Here is a 20968-nt window from a genome sequence, read left to right on the forward strand (position 1 = left end):
GGGATTACTCCGTGATGTCAACGGTGTCGAAAACGAAGTCGCCAAGCGGGCTCATCTGGAAGCCCGTTACGTTCTTGCGCATCGGCACGTACTGAGTGGAGTGGTCGAGGGTTGCCCAAGGAGCCTGGTCCTTGAAGACGACCTGCGCCTGCTCATAGAGCTTCGTACGTTCAGCAACGTCGCTCGTCTGCTTTGCCTTGGTCAGGAGATCGGAGAACTCCTTGTTGCACCAGAAAGCGCGGTTTGCACCGCCCGGCTGAGCCGAAGCGCAAGACAGCAGAACGCTGAGGAAGTTGTCCGGGTCACCATTGTCGCCCGTCCAGCCGAGGATGACGGCGCCGTCACGGCCCGGTTCCATCGACTTCTTCAGGTATTCGCCCCACTCGTAGGAAACGATCTCGACCTTGACGCCAACCTTGGCGAAGTCCGACTGCAGAAGCTCGGCGGTACGACGGGCGTTCGGCATGTAAGGACGCTGTACCGGCATCGCCCAGATCTTCATCGACAGATCCTTGACGCCTGCTTCTTCGAGAAGCTTCTTGGAGGCTTCCGGATCGTATGCGTCATCCTTGACGCTGTCGTTGTACGACCACATTGTCGGCGGGATCGGGTTCTTTGCGACCTGACCGTTGCCCTGGAACACGGCGTCAATGATCGCCTGCTTGTTCATGGCCATGTTGAGGGCCTTACGAACCTTCGGATCGTCGAACGGCTTAACCGTGGTGTTGTAGGCAAGGTAACCAACGTTAAGGCCGGACTGCTCGTCAAGCTTCAGGTTGGTATCGGCGCGGATGGCGTCGAGGTCAGCCGGTGCCGGGTAAGGCATCAGGTGGCATTCGCCAGCCTTAAGCTTCTGAAGACGAACAGCAGCGTCCGGCGTGATTGCGAAGATCAGGTCGTCGATCTTCGGTGCGGTGCCCCAGTAGTCGGCGTTCTTCTGGTAGCGGATAACCGCGTCCTTCTGGTAAGCGACGAACTTGAATGGACCCGTACCGATCGGCAGGTTGTTGAAGTCTTCCTTCGTGCCGGCCTTGTCGAGCGTATCGGCATATTCCTTCGAGACGATCGAAGCGAAAGGCATGGCGATGTTCGCGAGGAACGGAGCTTCCGGGTGCTTCAGGACGAACTTGACGGTGTAGTCGTCGACCTTGGTCACTTCCTTGATCAGCGACGGCATTTCCATCGAGGAATAATACTCGTAGGTGATGCCGGCGATGTACTGATGCCACGGGTTCTTGTCGTTGCCCTGGCGGTCATAGCTGAAGATCACGTCATCAGCGTTGAAGTCGCGGCTCGGCGTGAACTTGTCGTTGGAATGCCACTTCACGCCCTTGCGCAGGTGGAAGGTGTATTCCAGGCCGTCAGCGGAAACTTCCCACTTTTCAGCAAGTGCAGGCTCGATTTCGGTCGTGCCCTTCTTGAATTCAACAAGACGGTTGAAGACCGGGTGCGCCGACGCATCGAAGGTACCGCCGCCAGTGTAAGGCGCCGGATCGAAGCCCTCGGGCGAAGCCTCGGAGCAATAAACGAAGGTTTTCGCCATGGCGGGCATGGCGGAAGTGATCGCAATCGCAGAAGCGATCAGCAAACTGCGGGTCAGCGTTTTCATCTGGTGGTCCTTTCCCTCTTTATCTGAGTCCTGTTTCGGCCCGTTGACGGGCCTTTTTGCCTGGTCAGCGACAACACGTGATGCGCGTTGCCGATCGGACTTATTGCCTCCCGACCAATTACCTTGCGTCCGGCTGAAAGAGCCGGTCGAGGTTCGTTTCCGGAGCGCAGAACCACCGTGGCCCGGCCTCCGTCATATATGCGATATCTTCGAGGCGGACACCGCACTCCCCATAAACGCACAGCATCGGCTCAATGGAGAAGCACATGCCAGGTTCAAGCGGCGTCTCATTGCCTGTAACGATATATGGTTCTTCGTGAATATCCAGTCCAAGTCCGTGCCCGGTGCGATGGGGCAGTCCTGGAACGGTGTAACCGGGGCCAAAGCCCGCATCCGTCAGCGACTGACGCGCAGCCGCATCCACCTGCGAACAGGCAACACCATTTTTTGCTGCAGCAAAAGCCGCAGCCTGCGCATCGCGTTCGGCGTTCCAGATGAAACGCTGGCGGCCGGTGGCCTGACCGAAGACATATGTGCGTGTGATATCAGAGCGATAGCCGTGCAGTATTCCGCCGAGATCGACCAGAACCATATCGCCGTCATTCAGCGTCTGGGCATAAGGAACACCGTGCGGATAGGCAGTCGCCTCACCAAACTGAACAGCAACGAAAAGCGGCTTGAGGCCAAGCGCGATGTGGGCAGCATTAACGAAGTCAGCGACTTCGGTGGTTGAAACACCGGCGCGCAGGTTCTCAAAAACGGCCTTTTGCACGCCGTAGCTGGCGTCCATCGCGGTCTGGATGATGGCGATTTCCGCTGCAGACTTGATCTGCCGCTGCCTGACGATCATCGGCTGGGCTGAAATCACACGCCCTTCCAGGCGCTGCATCAAGGCAGAAGCAAAAACGAAGGGCGTTGCCGGATCGATTGCGAGCAAGCTGCCGGGACAAACCAAAGCCTGAAAGCGGTCTGCCATCAGGTCGAACGGGCTCTCGTCTTCTTCCCATACGGCAACGTTACCCGGAATACGGATCAGCGTTTGCAGCTTGGGCTCTTCGAAAGTCGGGCTGACGTAGGTCAATTCACCGTCAGCCGGCACCAGAGCACCATGAATTCGTTCAGACAATCCGAGCGACAGGCCAGTGTAATAGGTCAACGATGACGAAGCATCGAGCCAAACGGCCTTTACGTTGTTCTGGATCATTTGCATTTGCAGATTGCGGACGCGCAATCTCAATTCGTCTTCAGCGATCGGCGCAACCGCGACCGGCTGAAAGCGCTTTAGCGCTTCTATAAAGTCTGCCATTCTCTCCCCGTCGCTTTTGGGCACACAAACACCAACGTGCTGGCAACCTCCCAAGCGTTCTTTTGCACATGCATAACACACGCAATTGGCGAGGCAATGGGCCGGGAACACGGCCAGCCACAAAACTGTGCATATTTATCTAGACATAACGAAAACGTGATCGCCAGACTTCAATCCAAATGAAAGCTCGCCTTGACGACACGACAAAAATCTCAACCCCAGCCGGCGCACTACCGAAGCCGGCAGGGACAGAGTGGCTGGAGCAACCACGACAGCAAAGAGCCGGATGACTTGAGATCGCCATCCAGGCCGTAACCAAGCAAGAATTTTGGAAAGCCCTAAAAAGGAAAAAGCCTGCCGCGGGAGGAGGTGCGGCAGGCTTCAAACTTGATCGACGATTGGGAGGAGGAGTACCGTCGATCCACATCTAACGACGCTGGGAGGAGGAGTGCGCCGTTTCGATGATTTAAATATAGTCGAATTTGCGAATTTTAACAGAGCAACTCTCGCAATGCAGCAATGCATTTCTGCATGGCTGCAAAATCGCTGCACGGTTTTTCATCAACTACGTGGCGAACTGCGTCGCTCAGCTCTCGCGATAGACTTGAAAACCGGCAAAAGATTGATTGACCGGCATCAATTCGAGGCTGTTGATATTGATGTGCTTGGGCTGCGAGGCAACCCAGTGGATCGTATTGGCGATATCGTCCGCCGTGATCGGATTGACACCCTTGTAGAGATTGTCCGACGCTTCCTGATTGCCACCGGTACGCACAAGCGTGAACTCGGTTTCACACATGCCCGGTTCGATTGACGTCACGCGGACACCCTTACCGTGCAGATCGGAACGCAACCCCAGGGAAAACTGCCGCAGGAATGCTTTGGTCCCGCCATAGACGTTGCCGCCAAGGTAGGGATATGTCGCGGCGACGGAGGCAAGATTGACCACCATTCCCCGGCGCTCGATCAGCGTCGGCAGCAGATGATGGGTAATGTTCAAAAGGCCGGTGATGTTGGTGTTCACCATGGTGTGCCAGTCTTTCAGCGGCACCTGGGGTGCCGGTGAAGTGCCGAGTGCCAGGCCGGCATTGTTAACGAGGACATCGATGTCGCGGAAATCTGCCGGCAAGCTGGCAACTGCTTTCTGCATGGCATCTTCATCGGTAATGTCGAAGACTGCACCGTAAAAATTGGCACCGAGTTCTTCCGACAGTGCCGAGAGCCGTTCTGCTCGACGACCGGTGCCGACAACTTTCCAGCCTTCTGCGATGAAGCGCCGCGCTGTGGCCTGTCCGAAGCCCGATGTCGCGCCCGTGATGAAAATGGTTCCGGTCATGCAAGTGTCTCCGCTACATTCTTTCTGTCAGTATCGGGGGAATGAAGAAGCTTTTCCGCCGCGACTGCAAGACAGCGCTTGAAGGCTTCCACGTCCGTATACAATTCATCTTCCGGTGCCTGACCCACAATCACCACGCCGCCACGTCTCAAGATGCCGCCATGCAACATGAGGTTGTCCGCCATATCGAAATTCTCGATCGAAAACCCGTCCGGTCCACGAAAGCGGCCGGTTTCGTCCTGGCTCGCAACGCCGCCGTAATAAGCCGTGATGCGGCTGAAGTGACTGTCAGCGACATTCGTGTAGGCGAAGACCGGCTTTCCGAGAGCGCACATAAAGCCAAGTTCGTAGCTGGTTCCGGTATCGGCGGCGATGCCTCGAAACGGGGTCAGGTTGGCGATAACGGCATCGGCCTCAAGCATCATCTGCTCGTCGACATCGTTGATGTTGCAGCCATGCTGGATTTTCGTATCGGCAGGCGGAATCTGCAGATCCCCCGGCGAAAGTGGGATAAAACCTGCTTCCCGCGCGAGCGCGGCTTTGAGGTCGAGCATTTCACGGGCATTCGGCAGAAAGACTTCAGGCCCAGCAAGATAGATTTTTTTTGTCATCGAAAATTTCATAGGTTTGAAAAGGAAAGTGGCGGAGCCTAACCCGCGAAGGTTGCCAAAGGCAAGCATCCGGCACACGTGCGCGAATGATAAAACGGTATCGCCTTTGAGCCCTTTCGGTTATAGCCGGTACAGCAAACACGATATCTCTGGAGAAGCTAATGCCTGCGCCCATCCGTTATCACGAAGGCGATATTTCAGAAGCGGATGCCGCCCGTTACATCGGCGCAATCGCTGTTGATACGGAAACACTTGGGCTCGTACCGCGCCGCGATCGTCTTTGTGTCGTGCAGCTCTCGCCCGGAGACGGCACGGCGGATATCATCCGTATCGCGGCTGGACAGACGGAAGCTCCCAACCTCGTCGCCATGCTTGCCGATCCATCTCGGCAGAAGATCTTCCATTATGGCCGCTTCGATATTGCCGTGCTTTTCCATAGCTTTGGCGTTACCACCGAGTCGGTCTTCTGCACGAAGATCGCGTCCCGCCTTGCTCGTACCTATACCGATCGGCATGGTCTGAAAGACAATTTGAAAGAGATGCTCGAAGTCGACATCTCCAAGGCACAACAATCATCGGACTGGGCAGCAGAAAGGCTTTCTCCCGCGCAGCTTGAATACGCCGCTTCGGACGTGCTCTATCTGCACGCGTTGCGTGACAAGCTTACACAACGCCTTGTGCGTGATGGCCGCATCGAGCACGCAACGGCCTGCTTCGCGTTTTTGCCGACCCGCGCCAAACTCGACCTTCTCGGATGGGAAGACACCGACATTTTCGCCCACAGTTGATGAAGGCACACCTTAACGCCCGGTTTACCGCAATGGTCTAATCTCGGTCGCAACTTTACGTAGCGGCCGGAATTCATCGCGATGATTACCCCTCTTCAGCAGGCAACCGGGATCGGTGTCAGCGATCTCATGCGCTCCATGATCGAGACGATCGAGGACCGCCAGCGGGAAGAGCAGGAAAAAGCAAAAGGCACGAAGAAAGACGACACGGTCAGGGCCACACAACCGCAGCCGGACCAATCGCACCGTGCCGCCAACGAAAAGATCAGCTCCTATCTTTTCGGCGCCATGCGAGCCGATCCAGATGCCTTCGCCTCTTTGATGGCCCGGTTTTCCTCAGCTCTTGGCGTGACGCAGGAGAGCGACGAGACGAACCGCGCCTTCGCACAGAGGCTGAACGACGCCCTTGTTCTGACCGACAGCTTTGCGAAACGTGATTCACAGGGGAACGCCATCAAGATTTCCCTGACGTCGTTCGGTGTTTCCGAAGCTCAGGTTATCGATGTCATGAATGGCGCGGTGACCAGCGAAACAGACCCTATGGCTTCGCTCGCAGCACGCATTGCCAAAGGTGCAGGCCTTACCGGCCAGGAAGACGATTTTGGCGACCAGATGACAAAGGCCATCATGGCAGCCAGGGCAACTTTGCCCAAGAGCACCGATGACCTCGAAGAATCAACCGGCCTTAAAGCCCTTGGCATGAGCGCGAACGCAATGATTGCGGCCATCGCCAATCCCTGGGGAGACGAAGCGCGCGCTTTGAAAGACGCGCTCGATAGACAGGCCCAAAGCAATGGCCTTACCAGCCGCGAAACCTTGAAGGTCATTCAGCGCCTCGAAGATGTTGCCGACCCAAAAACCAGGGAAGTGCTGCAAGCCGAACGGGGCAGTAATCGCATCGGCGAAGTCAATGATGCGGAGGTCGCCGCCGAGCGGGAAGCCGACATCAAGACCCTTGATGCCAGCGGGAAGCTGGACGAGGTGCAGAAACTTCAGGATGCGGTGAAAGAACAGAACGAAACGGCGAAGGATGAAAATCCTGTCGAGACACAGCAGACCGGCGCTGCCAATACTGACGGCGAACTGGCGATGATTTCCATCCTGTCAGCCGTATCGAACGTCAGCGATGCCAATAAGCCTGCAGATGGCGAGGTGGATGATGCTCCAGCCGAAATCTCGGCCTCGACAGCAGCCGGCCAAGCTGACGAGACGGAACAGTTGCTCGACGCACAGGCGGTTATTACCGAAAGCCAAAAAAATATTCTGCCGATATCCATCGATGAAGATGGCCTCTATGAACTGTTGCGGAGGAAAGCCGCCTGACGGCACTTTGCCCGTGACATTTGAGCGAAACATGATGTGAGTTCAACAATGTCCCATACGCCCGGGGTATCCGGTGACGAAGGCCATGAGGCCGAAGAGAATACTGCAAGCGCCCTCCTCTCCCTGGCCGCGCCATCTTTGGCGCCGAACGACGATATGTTGACCGGAGAGGACCACCAAACCAGGACAACCGAAATGGCGTCTTTGCGGCCCGAAAGAAGCTTTCCCAAAGCAAGCTGGCTGGATGCGCTACCCTCACAAGTGACAGAGATCAATGGCTTTGAGCCAGATCGGATTTCGTCGGTCAACTCGGATGACAATGGCCTCTACCGCATGTTTATCGGCATTTCTCCGTAAACACCTGCTGAGATTGGATGGTTAGCTAAATCTTAACCTAGACGACGCAGTCTGGAGTTTGATGATTCTGTGTGCTGCAAGGCAACGGGCATTTTTCAACGTTGCGCACACAACGCTCCCGCATGAGCGGGCGAGATGACACCTGTGCATCACCGTCGCGACACTTGTGAACTCTGGCCATACCGCCAGCGCGTACTCCTCTGAATGATCAGCGGCGGTTATCGATACGAACGGAGCGCACCATGTTACCGCCTGTACCGAAAGTGCCTGCAGCAGATGCCTCGTATAATTCGACGACCTTGTCGGCCGGAAAAACGCAACCGGTCGTACGCTCTTTGGTCTCGACCACCCCTGTCGGCGATGAAAGCGGTGGCAGCCTCTTTGCCAAGACGACGATTGCGTCACTTGCCAGTGAATATCAGCTCTCTCGCAGTACCTTCATTCTGTCGGAAACTCTCGGCAAACTGATGAACCTTCCACGCAAGGATGGTGAGGCAATCGAAACCTATGTGGCACGCCTGACGGAAACTCTGCGCGCATTGCCTCCAGCCCAACGCGCAGCGCTTGAACAGCAGGTCAGTAAAGCGCTTCAGGGACTTACCCTCTCCATGCTGGCGGAGATTCTCAAAAATCCAGCCGGCCCGGATGCCGCCCGCCTGGCCCTGCTCATTGAAATGTCGCGCTACAAGGGCCTGGATCTCGCCGCAAAGGCGGTCGTCACCTCTTATCAGCAAAATAACAGGATCGACCAACCAGCTTCGCAGCCGCAACCGCCACGGATGCCAGATGCGGCAAGGCCCTCTCAAAGCGAGCAGTCAGGCAACGGTCCAGTGACCAGTCAGCCCGCGGCAAGCAGCCCGGTAAGCAGCCCGGCAAACCGCCTCGTCGCACAGGTCCTCAACCAATTCACACAACTTGCCGCTCCGATGAAGGAAGCGATCGTTGCGCGAATGGCCGCTGCGCCGGACTTGCCGTTAGTAATTGAGGCTCAGGAAGCAGACGGTCTCGAACAGCAGCCGCAATCTGGAAAAGCGGCTGCAGCAGCCGAAGTTGCAATAAGATCAGATCGGCAGCAGACACCGGCGGACGGTGTCAAAGCGGCTGCCGCACATCTGCGCCCCGACGACATCGCGAAAACGGAAACTCGGCAAACCCCGTCCCACACGCAGGCTCATGAGGCAGCAACACGGCAGCGTGTCGAAATTCGAAATGCGCTGAACGCCCTTCCAAACCAGATCGCACTCCCGATCAAGGAAACGGAAAGCTTGCTGTTCGCGGCACTGACCGGCAAGACGCTCATCGCATCGGCCGGCAACGAACAGCCCTTACCGGCTCCTCCCTCAAACGTCTTGGAACCGGCGGTAGAGCAATCCGGCGAAAAGCCCAAAGCTACGACACTCGCAGCGCAACAGCCAACAACAGAGCCAGAAACGCCGGCGCAACATTCTCATGCTCAGGTGGCAGCCAAAGCGGCGGCGGAGCTCGACGGCAAGGCCGCCTTTCTCGAACAGGCAGCTTCCCAACCGTTTGTTGCCTCTCTACTGGCAAAAGAGGGAACACCCCTGCCCTTCGTTTCCTACCCATTGGCAAAAGACGAGCCGGAATCGGAGACCCCGCATCGCGGCCACGGGCCTTTCTCGGAGGGCGAGGCGGAAGATGAACCACCGGGCCAGGGGACCGAGGATGATCTCGAAGAGCGCGCTGCGGCAAATGACGAAATGCAAGCGGCTCCCGAAGACGATGATTCCGGCGGAGTGCGCGACGAGACTGCCGAGGCCTACTATCTACGCATGGGCGGCATTGTATGAACTGGTTTTGAACCTGAAAATCGACCCAACAAAAAACCCGCCGGATTGCTCCGGCGGGTTCTTCATTTCAAGCGGTATGACGATTATTCGCCGCGGTTCTTCAGAGCCGCGCCGAGGATGTCGCCGAGCGAAGCGCCCGAATCGGACGAACCGAACTGAGCAACGGCTTCCTTCTCTTCCGCGATTTCCAGAGCCTTGATCGAAAGCATGACCTTGCGGTCTTTCTTCGAGAAGTTGACAACGCGAGCGTCGACAACCTGGCCAACGGAGAAGCGCTCAGGGCGCTGCTCGTCACGGTCACGGGAAAGGTCAGCGCGACGGATGAACGAGGTGAGGTCTTCGTGGTTTACGAGCTTCACTTCGATGCCGCCATCGTTGACGCCGATGACTTCAGCGGAAACAACTGCGTTCTTGCGCAGGTCGCCGGTAGCCGCGGCTTCGCCGACAGCATCCTTGCCGAGCTGCTTGATGCCGAGCGAGATACGCTCCTTCTCGACGTCAACGTCCAGAACGACAGCCTTGACGACGTCACCCTTGTTGAACTCTTCGATGACCTGTTCGCCCGGACGGTTCCAGTCCAGATCGGACAGGTGAACCATGCCGTCGACATCGCCTTCGAGGCCAATGAACAGGCCGAATTCGGTCTTGTTCTTGACTTCGCCTTCAACTTCAGTGCCGGCCGGATGGCTGTAGGCAAATGCCTGCCACGGGTTTTCCAGCGTCTGCTTCAGGCCAAGCGAGATACGGCGCTTGGACGGATCGACTTCGAGAACAACAACGTCAACTTCCTGGCTCGTGGACAGGATCTTGCCGGGATGTACGTTCTTCTTGGTCCAGGACATTTCGGAAATGTGGATCAGACCTTCGATGCCCGGCTCCAGCTCAACGAATGCACCGTAATCAGTGATGTTCGTGACGGTACCGGAGATCTTCTTGCCAACCGGGTACTTGGCGGAGATGCCATCCCACGGATCGGACTCGAGCTGCTTCATGCCGAGCGAGATACGGTGGGTTTCCTGGTTGATGCGGATGATCTGAACCTTGACCTGCTGGCCAATGTTGAGGATTTCCGAAGGATGGTTGACGCGGCGCCATGCCATGTCGGTGACGTGCAGCAGGCCGTCGATGCCGCCGAGGTCAACGAACGCACCGTAATCGGTGATGTTCTTGACGACGCCGTCAACAACCTGGCCTTCTTCGAGGTTCTGAACGATTTCAGAACGCTGCTCAGCACGGGACTCTTCGAGAACCGTACGGCGCGAAACAACGATGTTGCCGCGGCGCTTGTCCATCTTGAGGATTTCGAAGGGCTGCGGGTTGTGCATCAGCGGGGTTACGTCGCGGATAGGACGAATGTCGACCTGCGAACGCGGAAGGAAGGCAACAGCGCCATCCAGATCGACGGTGAAACCACCCTTGACCTGGTTGAAGATAACGCCTTCGACGCGCTCGCCAGCTTCGAACTTGGCTTCGAGCTTGACCCAGCTCTCTTCGCGGCGAGCCTTCTCGCGCGACAGAACGGCTTCGCCGAGAGCGTTTTCGATACGCTCAACGTAAACTTCGACTTCGTCGCCGACCTTCAGCGTGCCGTCCTTGGACTTCGCACCGAATTCCTTCAACGGAACGCGGCCTTCGACCTTGAGGCCGACGTCGACGATAGCAACGTCCTTCTCGATTGCCGTTACGATACCTTTGGCAACATAGCCTTCGGCGAGATCGTTAGAGGCAAAGGATTCTTCGAGGAGGGCTGCGAAATCCTCGCGCGTGGGGGTAGATACTGACATGAAATCTCCTGAGTGCATCCGATTTAACGGATACAGAAGCGCCGGTGGGCTAGTGTTGATAATACCCGAACCCATGCCCGCCTTATCAAAAGGCTTTCCGGCGCGAGGACATGTCTTCGGGCAATTCCGGTATGAACGCGAAACGAACGATGCGGTTCGCGAGGAATCTATTTCTTCAAAGCTACATCGATGATCGATTTCGCAGCTTGAAACGCCGCTTCTATACTCATTTCCGACGTATCTAGCAAGTGCGCGTCTTCAGCCGGTTTCATTGGGCTGTCGGCCCGCCCCATATCGCGTTCATCGCGCTTTTTGACGTCGGCGAAAACCCCGTCGTAATCAGCCGCGCCGCCATTGGCGATAATCTCGTCGTAACGTCGCTTCGCGCGCACTTCGGCAGAGGCGGTCACGTAGAGTTTGACGGGAGCGTCGGGACAAACAACCGTGCCGATATCACGGCCATCGAGCACCGTGCCAGGCTCGGTCTGCGCAAAACGCTGCTGCGCTTTGACCAGCGCACGCCTCACCGCCGTCATGACGGCCACCTTGGAAGCCGCCTCACCAATATCATGCCGCGACAGCACCGACCGATCGAGACCGCCGAGATCCAGTTCCAAAGCGATCTTTTCCGCCACAGCCTCGTTATCCAGCGGCAAACCCGCATCGATCAAGGCTTTCGCTGTGGCACGGTAGGTCAGACCGGTGTCGAGATGGTGGAAACCATAGGTCTCGGCAATCCGGCGCGAGAGCGTTCCCTTGCCTGCTGCTGCAGGGCCGTCAATGGCGATCGTAAAAGTCATGAAACTGCCTTGCCCAATCATGGATATATAAAGAATGTATCGAGATGCCTTCATGTCACATCCACGATTGCCTTGGCGGCAAAGGATGCGGCAAGATGAAAGCATCGGAAGTTTGTCTTTGACACGAAAGACCGCAACGATTAAGGGGACCGGCTATAAATTTTACCGTCTATGCCGGTTTTACGGCGTACACACCGAAACTCATCCGACAATTTGAGGCTTAGACAGTGGCAAAAGCGGAACTTGGTACCAAGCGTACAGACCCAGATACCGGCAAGAAGTTCTACGACCTGAACCGTAACCCGGTCGTTTCTCCCTACACCGGCAAGTCCTGGCCGCTCTCCTTCTTCGAGGAAAGCACCGCACAGGCAAAGCTCGAGCAGGCTGAAGAAGAGGACGTTGCAGAAGTCGACACCGAAAACACGGAAGTCGAACTCGTATCGCTCGAAGACGCTGATGGCGACAACAGCGGCGACGAGATCCCGGATATGGGCGATGACGACGACGTCGAAATGGACGACGACGACGACACCTTCCTCGAAACCGACGAAGACGATGACGATGACGACATGTCCGGCATCATCGGCGTAACGGGTGACGACGAAGAAGCTTGATTTTGTTAATAAAAACAGCCCGACGACAAAAAAATGACGTCGGGCTGTTTTTTTGGCTTGCGCTCTTCGGAAAGCCGAAGTACTAAGCCGCCACCGAACGGAACAACAACCGCTTCGGTTCCCGGAACCGGATGAAAATGCCGGAACCCTTATGGGGCTATAGCTCAGCTGGGAGAGCGCTTGCATGGCATGCAAGAGGTCAGCGGTTCGATCCCGCTTAGCTCCACCAATACCTTCATGACGATTGATAATTCTTTGGAAACAGAGCCTTATGGGCAACCAAGGAATTTTGAGTACTCATAAAAGCACCATCAATCTCAGCTGGATTTGCAGTAGTGGCCCAGATCGGGACGCCTCCTAACCTGTTGCGGGCGGGGCTGGTGAAAGTCAGAAATCGATTTCCCTTGCTATTCCACCGTAAAGAGCGGTTATCTCTTCCTTCAAAGAGGAGATTCGAATGGCCAAGGGACAAGTTAGAAGCAACAAAGAAATCCGCAAACCTAAGAAGGATAAGGTTGCACCGGTCGCAGCCGCTCCTACTCTAGGCGCAAAGGTTGTAGAGGCCATCAAGCAGAAGAAGCCCAAATAGCCATAAGCCGCCTTTCCAACACGGTAACGGAACCAGGCTTCCGCTATAACTGCTTTTCCATTTTTGCCAGTTTCTGCGAAAACTTCTGGTCCTACACTGACTCAAAAAAGCGTTAGAAGCCTCGCCCGGGCTTCTATTTCGGCGGCAACAAGAAAGAGATTTCTTTTGCCGGTTGGACTGACTGGAAAAAAGCCGGAACGGGGATTCTGCGTTCAACTGAGCCCGACGCAAGGCAACCTCGGCATGTACGCGGTGCGTCCTAATTCGCCTCAGTCTAAAATTCCGTTCCGGACACCTCGCTCCCAAAAAACGCCTGCGGCTCAAAAAGCTCGAAACCTTCAAACGACGCGGTAGTGACACCCGTTCGTTTATGAGTTGAAAGAGATCAGCCACCAGCACACGGGACGAAATGGCGAAGAACGCTCCTTCAATTTAAAATTCATCTCAACTGCTACCACCCAGCTAAAAGCGTGCCTTTTTTCACGGACTGCGCCCCGTTAGAAACACGATCTTTGATCAATGCGCTTGCCAACCGTGTAGACCTTGTCGGTTTTGGAATCTGCGTTGAAAACAACATAGCGACGCTGCGGGCAGAAAACTTCCATCGATGTTTTGGTACACTCGAGCACATTGGTCTTGCGGACGACGTTGTTGGATAGCACCGAAACGTTCTGCCGGATGTGCTCGTTGCATTCGAAGCCTTTTTGTTCGGCGACTGATCGGGCTTCTGTCAGGCCTGAACCGATAACATTCAGTTCGCTTATGTCTCTGGCATGGCCCTCATCGGAAACACGCGTCAGCGCGCATCCGTTGAGCGCCAAAGAGGTTATCACCAGCAATGAAATGCGACGCACGAAATTTTCCTTGGTGCCCTTAGGCGTGGGCGGAAGAGATAACGTTCCACACGCCAGCGCACAATGGGCTGTGCGGCACGAAATCTGGATGCTTTCGACGAAAGCAGTCGACAATTCATAACGCGCCCGCGCATGCCCTAGCCGCAATGGTGCATGGCCAAACGATCCCCAGCAGGAGCGGGAGCGCGCGCTGCCATGAACGGGCACCTGCTTATTTCAAATGGCCGAGACTCATCATCCCGGCGCTTTGCCTACACGAGTTGCAGGTCGAGCTGGGGATAGAGCTTCTTCAGGTTCGGAAGTGACTTCGTCTGCCAAGGATACTGGCTCGTCCCCTTGATCACCAACTGCACTTCGGGTCGCTTGCGAGCCTCGATCGTCAGCTTCGCAAGCAGGTTGATGCCGGAAGAGTTGAGGAACTCGAGGCCGGTGATGTCGAAGATCACACGATTATGTTGGCCAGCCAGAATGCCGGAAGCCAATGAATAGATCGGAGCATATGCGTCTGGTCCGGCCAGTCTCAAAACGCCGTCGAAGAAAACCTCGCCTTCTTCCGCCCAGACCCTGAAGTTCTCGTCGCTGATTTCCATTTTTAAACTCACGTGTTGGAGGCCATCGGAATTGAAATTGCCGCGGTGGTCGTCAGGATGACACTGCTGTCATCGATATCATTAAATTCCCACGCCATGCGTGCACCATAGTCACTGAGAAGCGTCAACAGCCCAAGACCGGACCCGTTGCCGTCGGAAATGGCATTTTCCTCGATCTGCTGTATCAGCAGCTCGCCTGGATCGCGGTCGAGTATGGTGCGGAGCTTCCGCTGGAATGCCGCTGACGTCTCGGCATCGACGGCGTTCTTGACACGCACGACCACAGTGGTTGCGGCCAGGCAAGCCTCGATAACGATCTCAGATGGAAGGCGGAATTTCACAGCGTTTTCAATAAGCTCGTTGGTGAGATAAGCGATGCTGTGATGCACGACGGCATAGTCGCTTTTTTTGACTGCGTAAGGCATCGACATGACTTCCGCGATGAAATCCGATGTGAGACCGGAATGCCGCCAACCGATCTGGAGGGGGCCGTCGCTCAGGACCAATTGAGCACCACGCTCGAGATTGGCGTCCACCAGGTCTTCAGCACCATAAACAGCTCTGGCCATAACTCACCTATGCCGCAATACAAGAAGGGTAATGTCGTCGTGAATTTTCTGCGTACCGACATATGCCATCAGGGCGTCTACTATGCCCGCAACAACACCATCGGCATTCTTGCCCTTTAGACGCGCCGCCTCAGCACACAGTCGATCAATGCCAAAGAGCTCTCCGGCACTGTTTTCCGCTTCCGTCACACCATCAGTGTGCAGGAGAATATAGTCCCCTTTCTCAAAGGGAATTCTGCGGGAATGCACGAAGGGGGCGATGTCCGGCTCAAGGCCGATCGGCAGCCCGAGATCGATGGTATCGATCCGCTCCAGCTTCCCGTTTGATCGCAGCACGATGACCTCTTCATGCTGACCGGACAGGATCATCTCTTTCCCATCATAGTCGAGGAACGCCAGGGTCATATGCTTGTCGATCTTGGTGCGCTCGATGTTCTTGAACAGGGCACTATTCAGATCGGTCAAAAACTTCAGCGGGTCTGTGTTTCCAGCTTCCTGCAGCGCGCGGGCGACAGACTGCACCATCAACATCAGCACACCACTCTCAAGGCCATGCCCGGTCACGTCACCAATGCCGATTTTCAGCCGGTTGCCACTCTCCAGAACATCGTAGTAATCGCCACCGACCTCTTCTGCAGCTCTCATATAGGCTGCCACTTCCAGCCTCTGCGCAGACTGCAGTTCTGAAGCCAGCGGAAGAACCATCATCTGTATCCGCTCAGCAACCGCCAGTTCAGTTCCCAGCCGCCGATTCTCTTGCTCAAGCTGGGCATTAAGCGCGGAAATCTCCTCCTTGGCCTCTTCGATCTCGGCAGTACGCTCCTTGACCAGTTTCTCGAGGTTCTCGGTATGATAACTGATGTCCTCGGCCATCTTGTTGAAGGCTTCACCCGCTTCACCAACTTCATCCCGGCTGGTGACCGCAACACGAACAGAATAATCCTTGTCCTGAATACGCTGCGCGGCGTTAGCAAGTGCACTAATCCCGCGCGTAATGCGCTTGGACGCGGCGAACACGGCCACAGCCACGATCAGCAATGAAGCGAGAATGGCAAGGATCTGGTAGGCAACGATGCGGTTGGTCGCCTCGCTGATTTTGCCCTGCGCCGCAAAAAGCGACGCATAAATTTCCTGCTCCGGCACGACGATCCCGAGCGACATGGTATCTGCCCGCACTGGCCCCATCGACCAGAGATTGCTTGGCGGCAGCTTCTTCATGATGACCAGGAACGGCACCTTGCTGCCTTCCATGTCGAGCATGATGTGCTTGATGCCTTCCTGCCCGTCGGCAAGCTTGGCGATTTCCGGCTGGCGGCTTGCCTTCAGCGACCGCTCAACACCCGTGACACCGCTACCTGTGCCCCCACTTGCTGAATTCAGCCCGATTGTGCTCTCACCCGCCTTGTTGATGGCTATGACATTACCATCGGACATGGCGAGAAAACCGAAGCCGGACTGGGCAACCTTTACGTTTTCAACGATTTCGGCCAGTTGGTCGAGCGTGATATCGGCGCCGACTGTTCCGGCCACGCCCTTGCGGTCCGCAGTCCAGAGCGGATGAAAGAAGCTGACGATCAGCTTGCCGGTAATGGCATCGGTGTAGGGCGCAGTCTGGGTGACATCTTCCGCGACCGGGCGCCGTGTCGGGTCTTCGGCCCAGCTTTGCCAGGATTCATAAACGCCGGGAAAAAAGAAGTCCCAGAAATTTGCGTCGTTGTGGCCCGGATAAAGCCGGTCGAATGTCTGCGCCTGATCGGTATAAGGTGCCGTTCTGAAAATCGGCCGCTCTTTGGGACCGATATAATACATCTGCAGCTTGGCAGAACCGCTCTTGAGCAAGCTAGGCGCCACGACATCCAGAATGGCGCTGGCTTCGATATCGGTCTGAACATCGGGTCTTGGCAGTTTGTCCGGCCCGAGCAGGTAACCCCAGGCGCTGACAACAGATGCACTGCCGGGCGCATTTTGCGCCCAGCGGCCGGTCGGATCGTAAGCGAGACTCACGCTGTTCGGCGAATGCCGCGCGACGGATGCGCCAATATCCGCGCCGCGAACAGGGTCATCGATCTCCGATTGCAGGACGCCCGCCAGCGTGCCCACATCGCTATGGACCTGCCCGAGAAGCAGGGAAACCTGCGCTGCCGTGGAATTCGCGTAGGTCTGAATATAGTCCTGGCTGGCAGTCTCCAGACCGTGACCGACCTCGGTGGCAGCATCACGTGACAACCGCTGTACGTTCCAGAGCGCCAGGCCGCCGCTGACAAGAAGATCAAACAGCACGGCTCCGCCGACGAGTAAAATAAACTTGGCTCGAAAGGAGCGCCAACCCATGGGTCGATTTGAGACGGTTTTCTCCATCAATATGGCTTCCGTCCCGATGCGGCCCAGATCGGCCAACCCGCATAACCCTTGGGATGCAAGGCCGCCAGCACATGATCCTTGAAGCCTTGGCGAAATTTGCGGATAAACTCTGGCGTGTCACCCCTGCGCACAGCCATCACGCCCGCATAGACATTTTCCCACGCCTCTATCACATCGGCAAAGTCGCGCGGGTCGCCATCCAGATTGGTGACCATGAAACACTCGACCTTGATGTCTTCAAAGCCCGCGTCGGTAATCAGACGGCGACTTTTCGGACCCAGTTCAACATCCATGTCAAAATGATCGAAGAGTTTGGCCACCTCATTATAGGTCCATTTGATCGTTTCCGAGTGCGGCTCACCAAGGCAATGGGAGTTCTTCTCGTTGGTGATGTAGACCCTGCCTCCCGGTTTGCAGATACGTTTGAGTTCGGACAGCAACACATCAGGCCTGTCGAAAATCTGCAGTGAGTGCCGGCAGGTGACGAAATCGAAGTGATTGTCCTCAAGCAGCATCTGCGAGGCGTCGCCATAGGTATATTCGATGGATTTCAGCCCGAAATCGTCGGCCACGCGCCGCGCATATTCAAGGCTGCGCTTCGAATGATCCAGGGCTACCAATCGTGTCGGACTGAACTCCTTCTGGATCAGGGTGGCAAAATCCCCGATCCCGCAGCAAATATCGGCAACCGCGACGCCACTCTTCAACCCATGGCGACGCAGAATTTCCTGCTCATGCCGCCAGGTCATCTTCGTCTGCGTTCGCAGGATCGGAATGAAGCTTTCATCTTCCACGAAGGTTTGTCCGGGGTAGAACGCGGAATCATAGACCTGCACGTCGAGGTTCGGCGCTCGCGTCGTCAGGGTTTCGAACAGCTTGACCGACCAGGCAATGACGCTCGATGTCACGATGACAACCTTGAGGTCGGGCCGCTCACGGCAGCCGGAAAGGAGCACATCGCTCAACGCATCGAATGCCGTACGGTTGATATGGGTTAATCGCTTGACGTTCAGATAGACCACACCGTTGCAGCCGATGAGGCTGTCTTTCACGACGGTCAGGACTTTTCCCAAATCCGATGAGAGGCGCGGCCTCATTCTGCCAACCAGGGCGATTTCCTGGTTTGTCGGGTCGAATTGCGCGGTCAACTGGCTCACTGCAGCTCCTCGGTCCGGCGAAATGCTGCCGAGATAACGATGCGATCAGACAATTCCGTTCGTGCACTCAAGCCCACACGGCATATTTCAGCAAGTTCCACGACTCGGGAAACATCGTCCATGACATGGCCCACAGGAAGGTGCGGCTCTTTTTGCCTCACGCCTCTGCGAATCGTGTGGATCATCGCTTCGCGGAGCGCGTCGACACAGGAAAAGCTCATGTCGACACGGACATGCTCATCATTCTGATGGACCTCAAACTTAACCGCCCCTGAATCGGGAGAGGTGCGATAGGCAAGCTCTATGAGTTCGTTCACCGTCACGGATACAAAGTTTGCGTACCGCGCCGCATCAGAATGCGATTGACCAGCAATACTCGACAGATACTCAGCCACCCTGTCGCACAGCGACCATTCGGATTTCAGCAGGGTGGCATTGATCTCCAGCGCCGCCATAGGTTCGAATGCATTGTCCTGAGGACTGACCGCCGCAACATCCATATATGACTCCGACCATAAAAGACCACTCAGCCCGTCGACCGCTTTCGCGTGACGCGCATATTCACCTCATCATCACAAAAAGAGAAGTCCCTGTTGCGTTTTTGGAACTTTCAGGAAGGTCTTGATGGCATCCCCTGTCAATGGCTCACTGATAAGATATCCCTGGAGCCGGTCACACCCAAGGTTTCGAAGCCATTTCGCCTGGGCATCCGTTTCGACACCTTCTGCCGTTATCTGCATGCCGAGATCATGCGCGAGTGTGATAACGGACCGGATGATCGCCCGGCTTTTCGGATTGGCTTCAAGATCGAGGATGAAATATTTGTCGATCTTCAACGTGTCGAATGGGAAATTCTTCAGATAACTCAAGGAGGAATACTGCGTTCCGAAGTCGTCGAGCGCGATGCGAATCCCCAGAACGCTCAGCGTGTTGAGCGTGTCCAGGTTGTTCACGGTCCGCTCGAGAAGAACGCTCTCGGTTATCTCCAGTTCAAGGCGGTCTGCTGGGAGGCCTACTTCGTCAAGCGTCTGCGATATCCGGTCCGTGAGACCATTGGACAGGAACTCGGCAGGAGACACGTTGACCGCAACGATGAAATCCGACGGCCAGTTCAAGGCTTCCCGGCAGGCATGCTCCAGAACCCACAAGCCGATCTCGGGCATCAGGCCGTCGGCCTCTGCCATGGGAATGAAGACTGATGGTGGAATGGTGCCGAGCAGCGGATGCTCCCACCTTAAAAGCGCTTCGAAGCCGACAACACCGCTGGGTTCGACAATTGGCTGATACTCGATCAGGAATTGCCGGGTTTCCAACGCCATCCTCAAGCTGCGTCTTAAAAGCTCGCGCTGCTCGATGATGTAGAGCATCTTCGCATCGAAGGTACTGGCGCGCCCCCTGCCCTCGGTCTTCGCAGCATAAAGCGCGATGTCAGACGCCTTCATCAGCTTTTCCGGATCGGCCCCGTCACGCGGCGCAATCGAAATCCCCACACTGATACCCACGAAAACGGCAATTCCGTCCAGCGTGAACGGTTCCTTGAAGGCGTGGACCAGTCGGTCTCCAAGCTCCCTGCTGCGTGCAGGATGACCTTCTCCGCGTGAAATGACAGCGAACTCATCGCCGGCGAGGCGATAGGCCTGGTCCTCACCGGTGATGCAGCTTTTTATACGGCTGGCGGCGAGTTGAAGAAGCTTGTCTCCTGCCGGGTGGCCAAGCGTGTCATTGACAGGTTTGAAATCATCAAGGTCCAGTTGCATCAAAGAAATGACATCATCACCCGCCTCGATATCCCATAAGGCATCCGAGAGATCGCTGCTGAACTGACGACGGTTGGGCAGACCGGTCAGGGGGTCGTGGGTCGCCTGATGCAGCAGCGTTGCACGTTCGTGATCGTCAGGGCTCCGGTAGGATTGCACCATCCCCAGCATGTCGCCGATCGAATAAAATGTCAGAACCGTAAAATGGCCATTGCCGAGGTCATGGGTGAGCCGCAAAGGGTCCGGGTCGCCAGACCAGGCGTGGTTCATGACGATCGAAAGATCCAGATAAGGGTGCAATTGCCCGAGAGAGATACCCTCATTCAAAACATGCGCGCCCGCGACGGAACGGGGCTCGATCAGATTGAAATATCGGTCGAAGAGGAAGAGCTTGTCTGTCGAAACCTCAGGCGCTGGCGGGGCACGCTTTGAACTGTGCAACGTAGATTGGGGACTTCTCATGCTTCAGGCCCTCTGGTCGGCTCCAAGCTTGAATCAGAATCTCAAGGCAATCGCGTAGCAAATATTAGTACCGGCTTTTTAAGAATGTGAAAACGAAAATTCACAAATGCCTCCGTTGAGAAATCATCGTTGATTTTCATGGATAATTGGCATTTCCGAATGTTTCTGCCGCTCCCACATCAACCGTCCGGCAATCAGCCGGAGAGCATGATGACATGCGCCTATTCAGCGCTTGCTAGAGTGAACGCAAAACAACGAATAGAGTTGCAAACCTGAAACCTATCGTTGTTCTC

The 20968-nt window shown here is 56.0% G+C and carries 18 protein-coding genes and 1 tRNA gene; 6 read left to right on the top strand and 13 right to left on the bottom strand.

What is annotated here, in order from left to right; all coding sequences use genetic code 11:
- Positions 1–4: 4 nt before the first annotated feature.
- The 4 genes from FY156_20875 to FY156_20890 all read right to left on the bottom strand — a co-directional run bounded on the left by FY156_20875 (position 5) and on the right by FY156_20890 (position 4862).
- Positions 5–1609, bottom strand: coding sequence for an ABC transporter substrate-binding protein (locus tag FY156_20875; protein UXS03974.1), 1605 nt, complete (start codon positions 1607–1609; stop codon positions 5–7).
- A 118-nt stretch (positions 1610–1727) separates the two neighbouring features.
- On the bottom strand, positions 1728–2915 hold the full coding sequence (locus FY156_20880; GenBank protein UXS03975.1) for an aminopeptidase P family protein: 1188 nt from the start codon (positions 2913–2915) through the stop codon (positions 1728–1730).
- 586 nt (positions 2916–3501) lie between these two features.
- On the bottom strand, positions 3502–4251 hold the full coding sequence (locus FY156_20885) for an SDR family oxidoreductase (protein UXS03976.1): 750 nt from the start codon (positions 4249–4251) through the stop codon (positions 3502–3504).
- The gene (locus FY156_20890) at positions 4248–4862 is read right to left on the bottom strand and encodes a nucleoside 2-deoxyribosyltransferase (protein UXS03977.1); all 615 of its coding nucleotides are present in this window, start codon (positions 4860–4862) and stop codon (positions 4248–4250) included. The genes FY156_20885 and FY156_20890 overlap by 4 nt, the downstream gene beginning before the upstream one ends.
- A 161-nt stretch (positions 4863–5023) precedes the next feature.
- Here FY156_20890 and FY156_20895 point away from each other — a divergent pair, with 161 nt between their 5' ends.
- The 4 genes from FY156_20895 (at position 5024) to FY156_20910 (ending at position 9138) form a co-directional block, all read left to right on the top strand.
- A complete protein-coding gene (locus tag FY156_20895; protein UXS03978.1) occupies positions 5024–5650 on the top strand; it encodes a ribonuclease D in 627 nt (208 codons plus the stop codon).
- Between the two features lie 81 nt (positions 5651–5731).
- A complete protein-coding gene (locus tag FY156_20900) occupies positions 5732–6973 on the top strand; it encodes a hypothetical protein (GenBank protein ID UXS03979.1) in 1242 nt (413 codons plus the stop codon).
- Positions 6974–7021: 48 nt separating this feature from the next.
- Complete coding sequence (locus tag FY156_20905) at positions 7022–7330, top strand: hypothetical protein (protein UXS03980.1); 309 nt, start codon at positions 7022–7024, stop codon at positions 7328–7330.
- A gap of 242 nt (positions 7331–7572) precedes the next feature.
- Complete coding sequence (locus tag FY156_20910; protein ID UXS03981.1) at positions 7573–9138, top strand: hypothetical protein; 1566 nt, start codon at positions 7573–7575, stop codon at positions 9136–9138.
- Between the two features lie 83 nt (positions 9139–9221).
- Here the strand turns inward: FY156_20910 and rpsA are convergent, their stop codons facing one another.
- Entirely contained in the window at positions 9222–10922 is a 1701-nt protein-coding gene (rpsA, locus tag FY156_20915; protein ID UXS03982.1) for a 30S ribosomal protein S1, read from the bottom strand.
- Positions 10923–11089: 167 nt separating this feature from the next.
- A complete protein-coding gene (locus tag FY156_20920) occupies positions 11090–11722 on the bottom strand; it encodes a (d)CMP kinase (GenBank protein UXS03983.1) in 633 nt (210 codons plus the stop codon).
- Between the two features lie 227 nt (positions 11723–11949).
- Between FY156_20920 and FY156_20925 the strand changes: the two genes are divergently transcribed.
- Together FY156_20925 and FY156_20930 are read left to right on the top strand one after the other, a co-directional pair.
- Positions 11950–12336 (top strand): TIGR02300 family protein, encoded by a 387-nt coding sequence (locus FY156_20925; protein ID UXS03984.1) that lies wholly within the window; start codon positions 11950–11952, stop codon positions 12334–12336.
- A 153-nt stretch (positions 12337–12489) separates the two neighbouring features.
- Positions 12490–12565 (top strand) — tRNA-Ala (locus FY156_20930).
- Between the two features lie 857 nt (positions 12566–13422).
- On the opposite strand, the gene FY156_20935 is transcribed toward FY156_20930, so the two are convergent.
- The 7 genes from FY156_20935 to FY156_20965 all read right to left on the bottom strand — a co-directional run bounded on the left by FY156_20935 (position 13423) and on the right by FY156_20965 (position 20675).
- Positions 13423–13779: a hypothetical protein gene (locus FY156_20935; GenBank protein UXS03985.1), complete on the bottom strand. Its 357-nt coding sequence runs from the start codon at positions 13777–13779 to the stop codon at positions 13423–13425.
- A 251-nt stretch (positions 13780–14030) separates the two neighbouring features.
- Entirely contained in the window at positions 14031–14369 is a 339-nt protein-coding gene (locus tag FY156_20940; GenBank protein ID UXS03986.1) for a hypothetical protein, read from the bottom strand.
- A gap of 8 nt (positions 14370–14377) precedes the next feature.
- Entirely contained in the window at positions 14378–14938 is a 561-nt protein-coding gene (locus tag FY156_20945; protein ID UXS03987.1) for a hypothetical protein, read from the bottom strand.
- Positions 14939–14941: 3 nt separating this feature from the next.
- Positions 14942–17299 (bottom strand): SpoIIE family protein phosphatase, encoded by a 2358-nt coding sequence (locus FY156_20950; GenBank protein UXS03988.1) that lies wholly within the window; start codon positions 17297–17299, stop codon positions 14942–14944.
- Positions 17296–18396: a methyltransferase domain-containing protein gene (locus FY156_20955; protein UXS05180.1), complete on the bottom strand. Its 1101-nt coding sequence runs from the start codon at positions 18394–18396 to the stop codon at positions 17296–17298. Before FY156_20955 ends, FY156_20950 begins: the two co-directional genes overlap by 4 nt.
- 56 nt (positions 18397–18452) lie before the next feature.
- A complete protein-coding gene (locus FY156_20960) occupies positions 18453–18956 on the bottom strand; it encodes a hypothetical protein (protein UXS03989.1) in 504 nt (167 codons plus the stop codon).
- A 72-nt stretch (positions 18957–19028) separates the two neighbouring features.
- Entirely contained in the window at positions 19029–20675 is a 1647-nt protein-coding gene (locus FY156_20965) for a bifunctional diguanylate cyclase/phosphodiesterase (GenBank protein UXS03990.1), read from the bottom strand.
- Between the last annotated feature and the right edge of the window lie 293 nt (positions 20676–20968).

It is taken from the genome of Agrobacterium tumefaciens, assembly GCA_025559845.1.
GTDB lineage: Bacteria > Pseudomonadota > Alphaproteobacteria > Rhizobiales > Rhizobiaceae > Agrobacterium.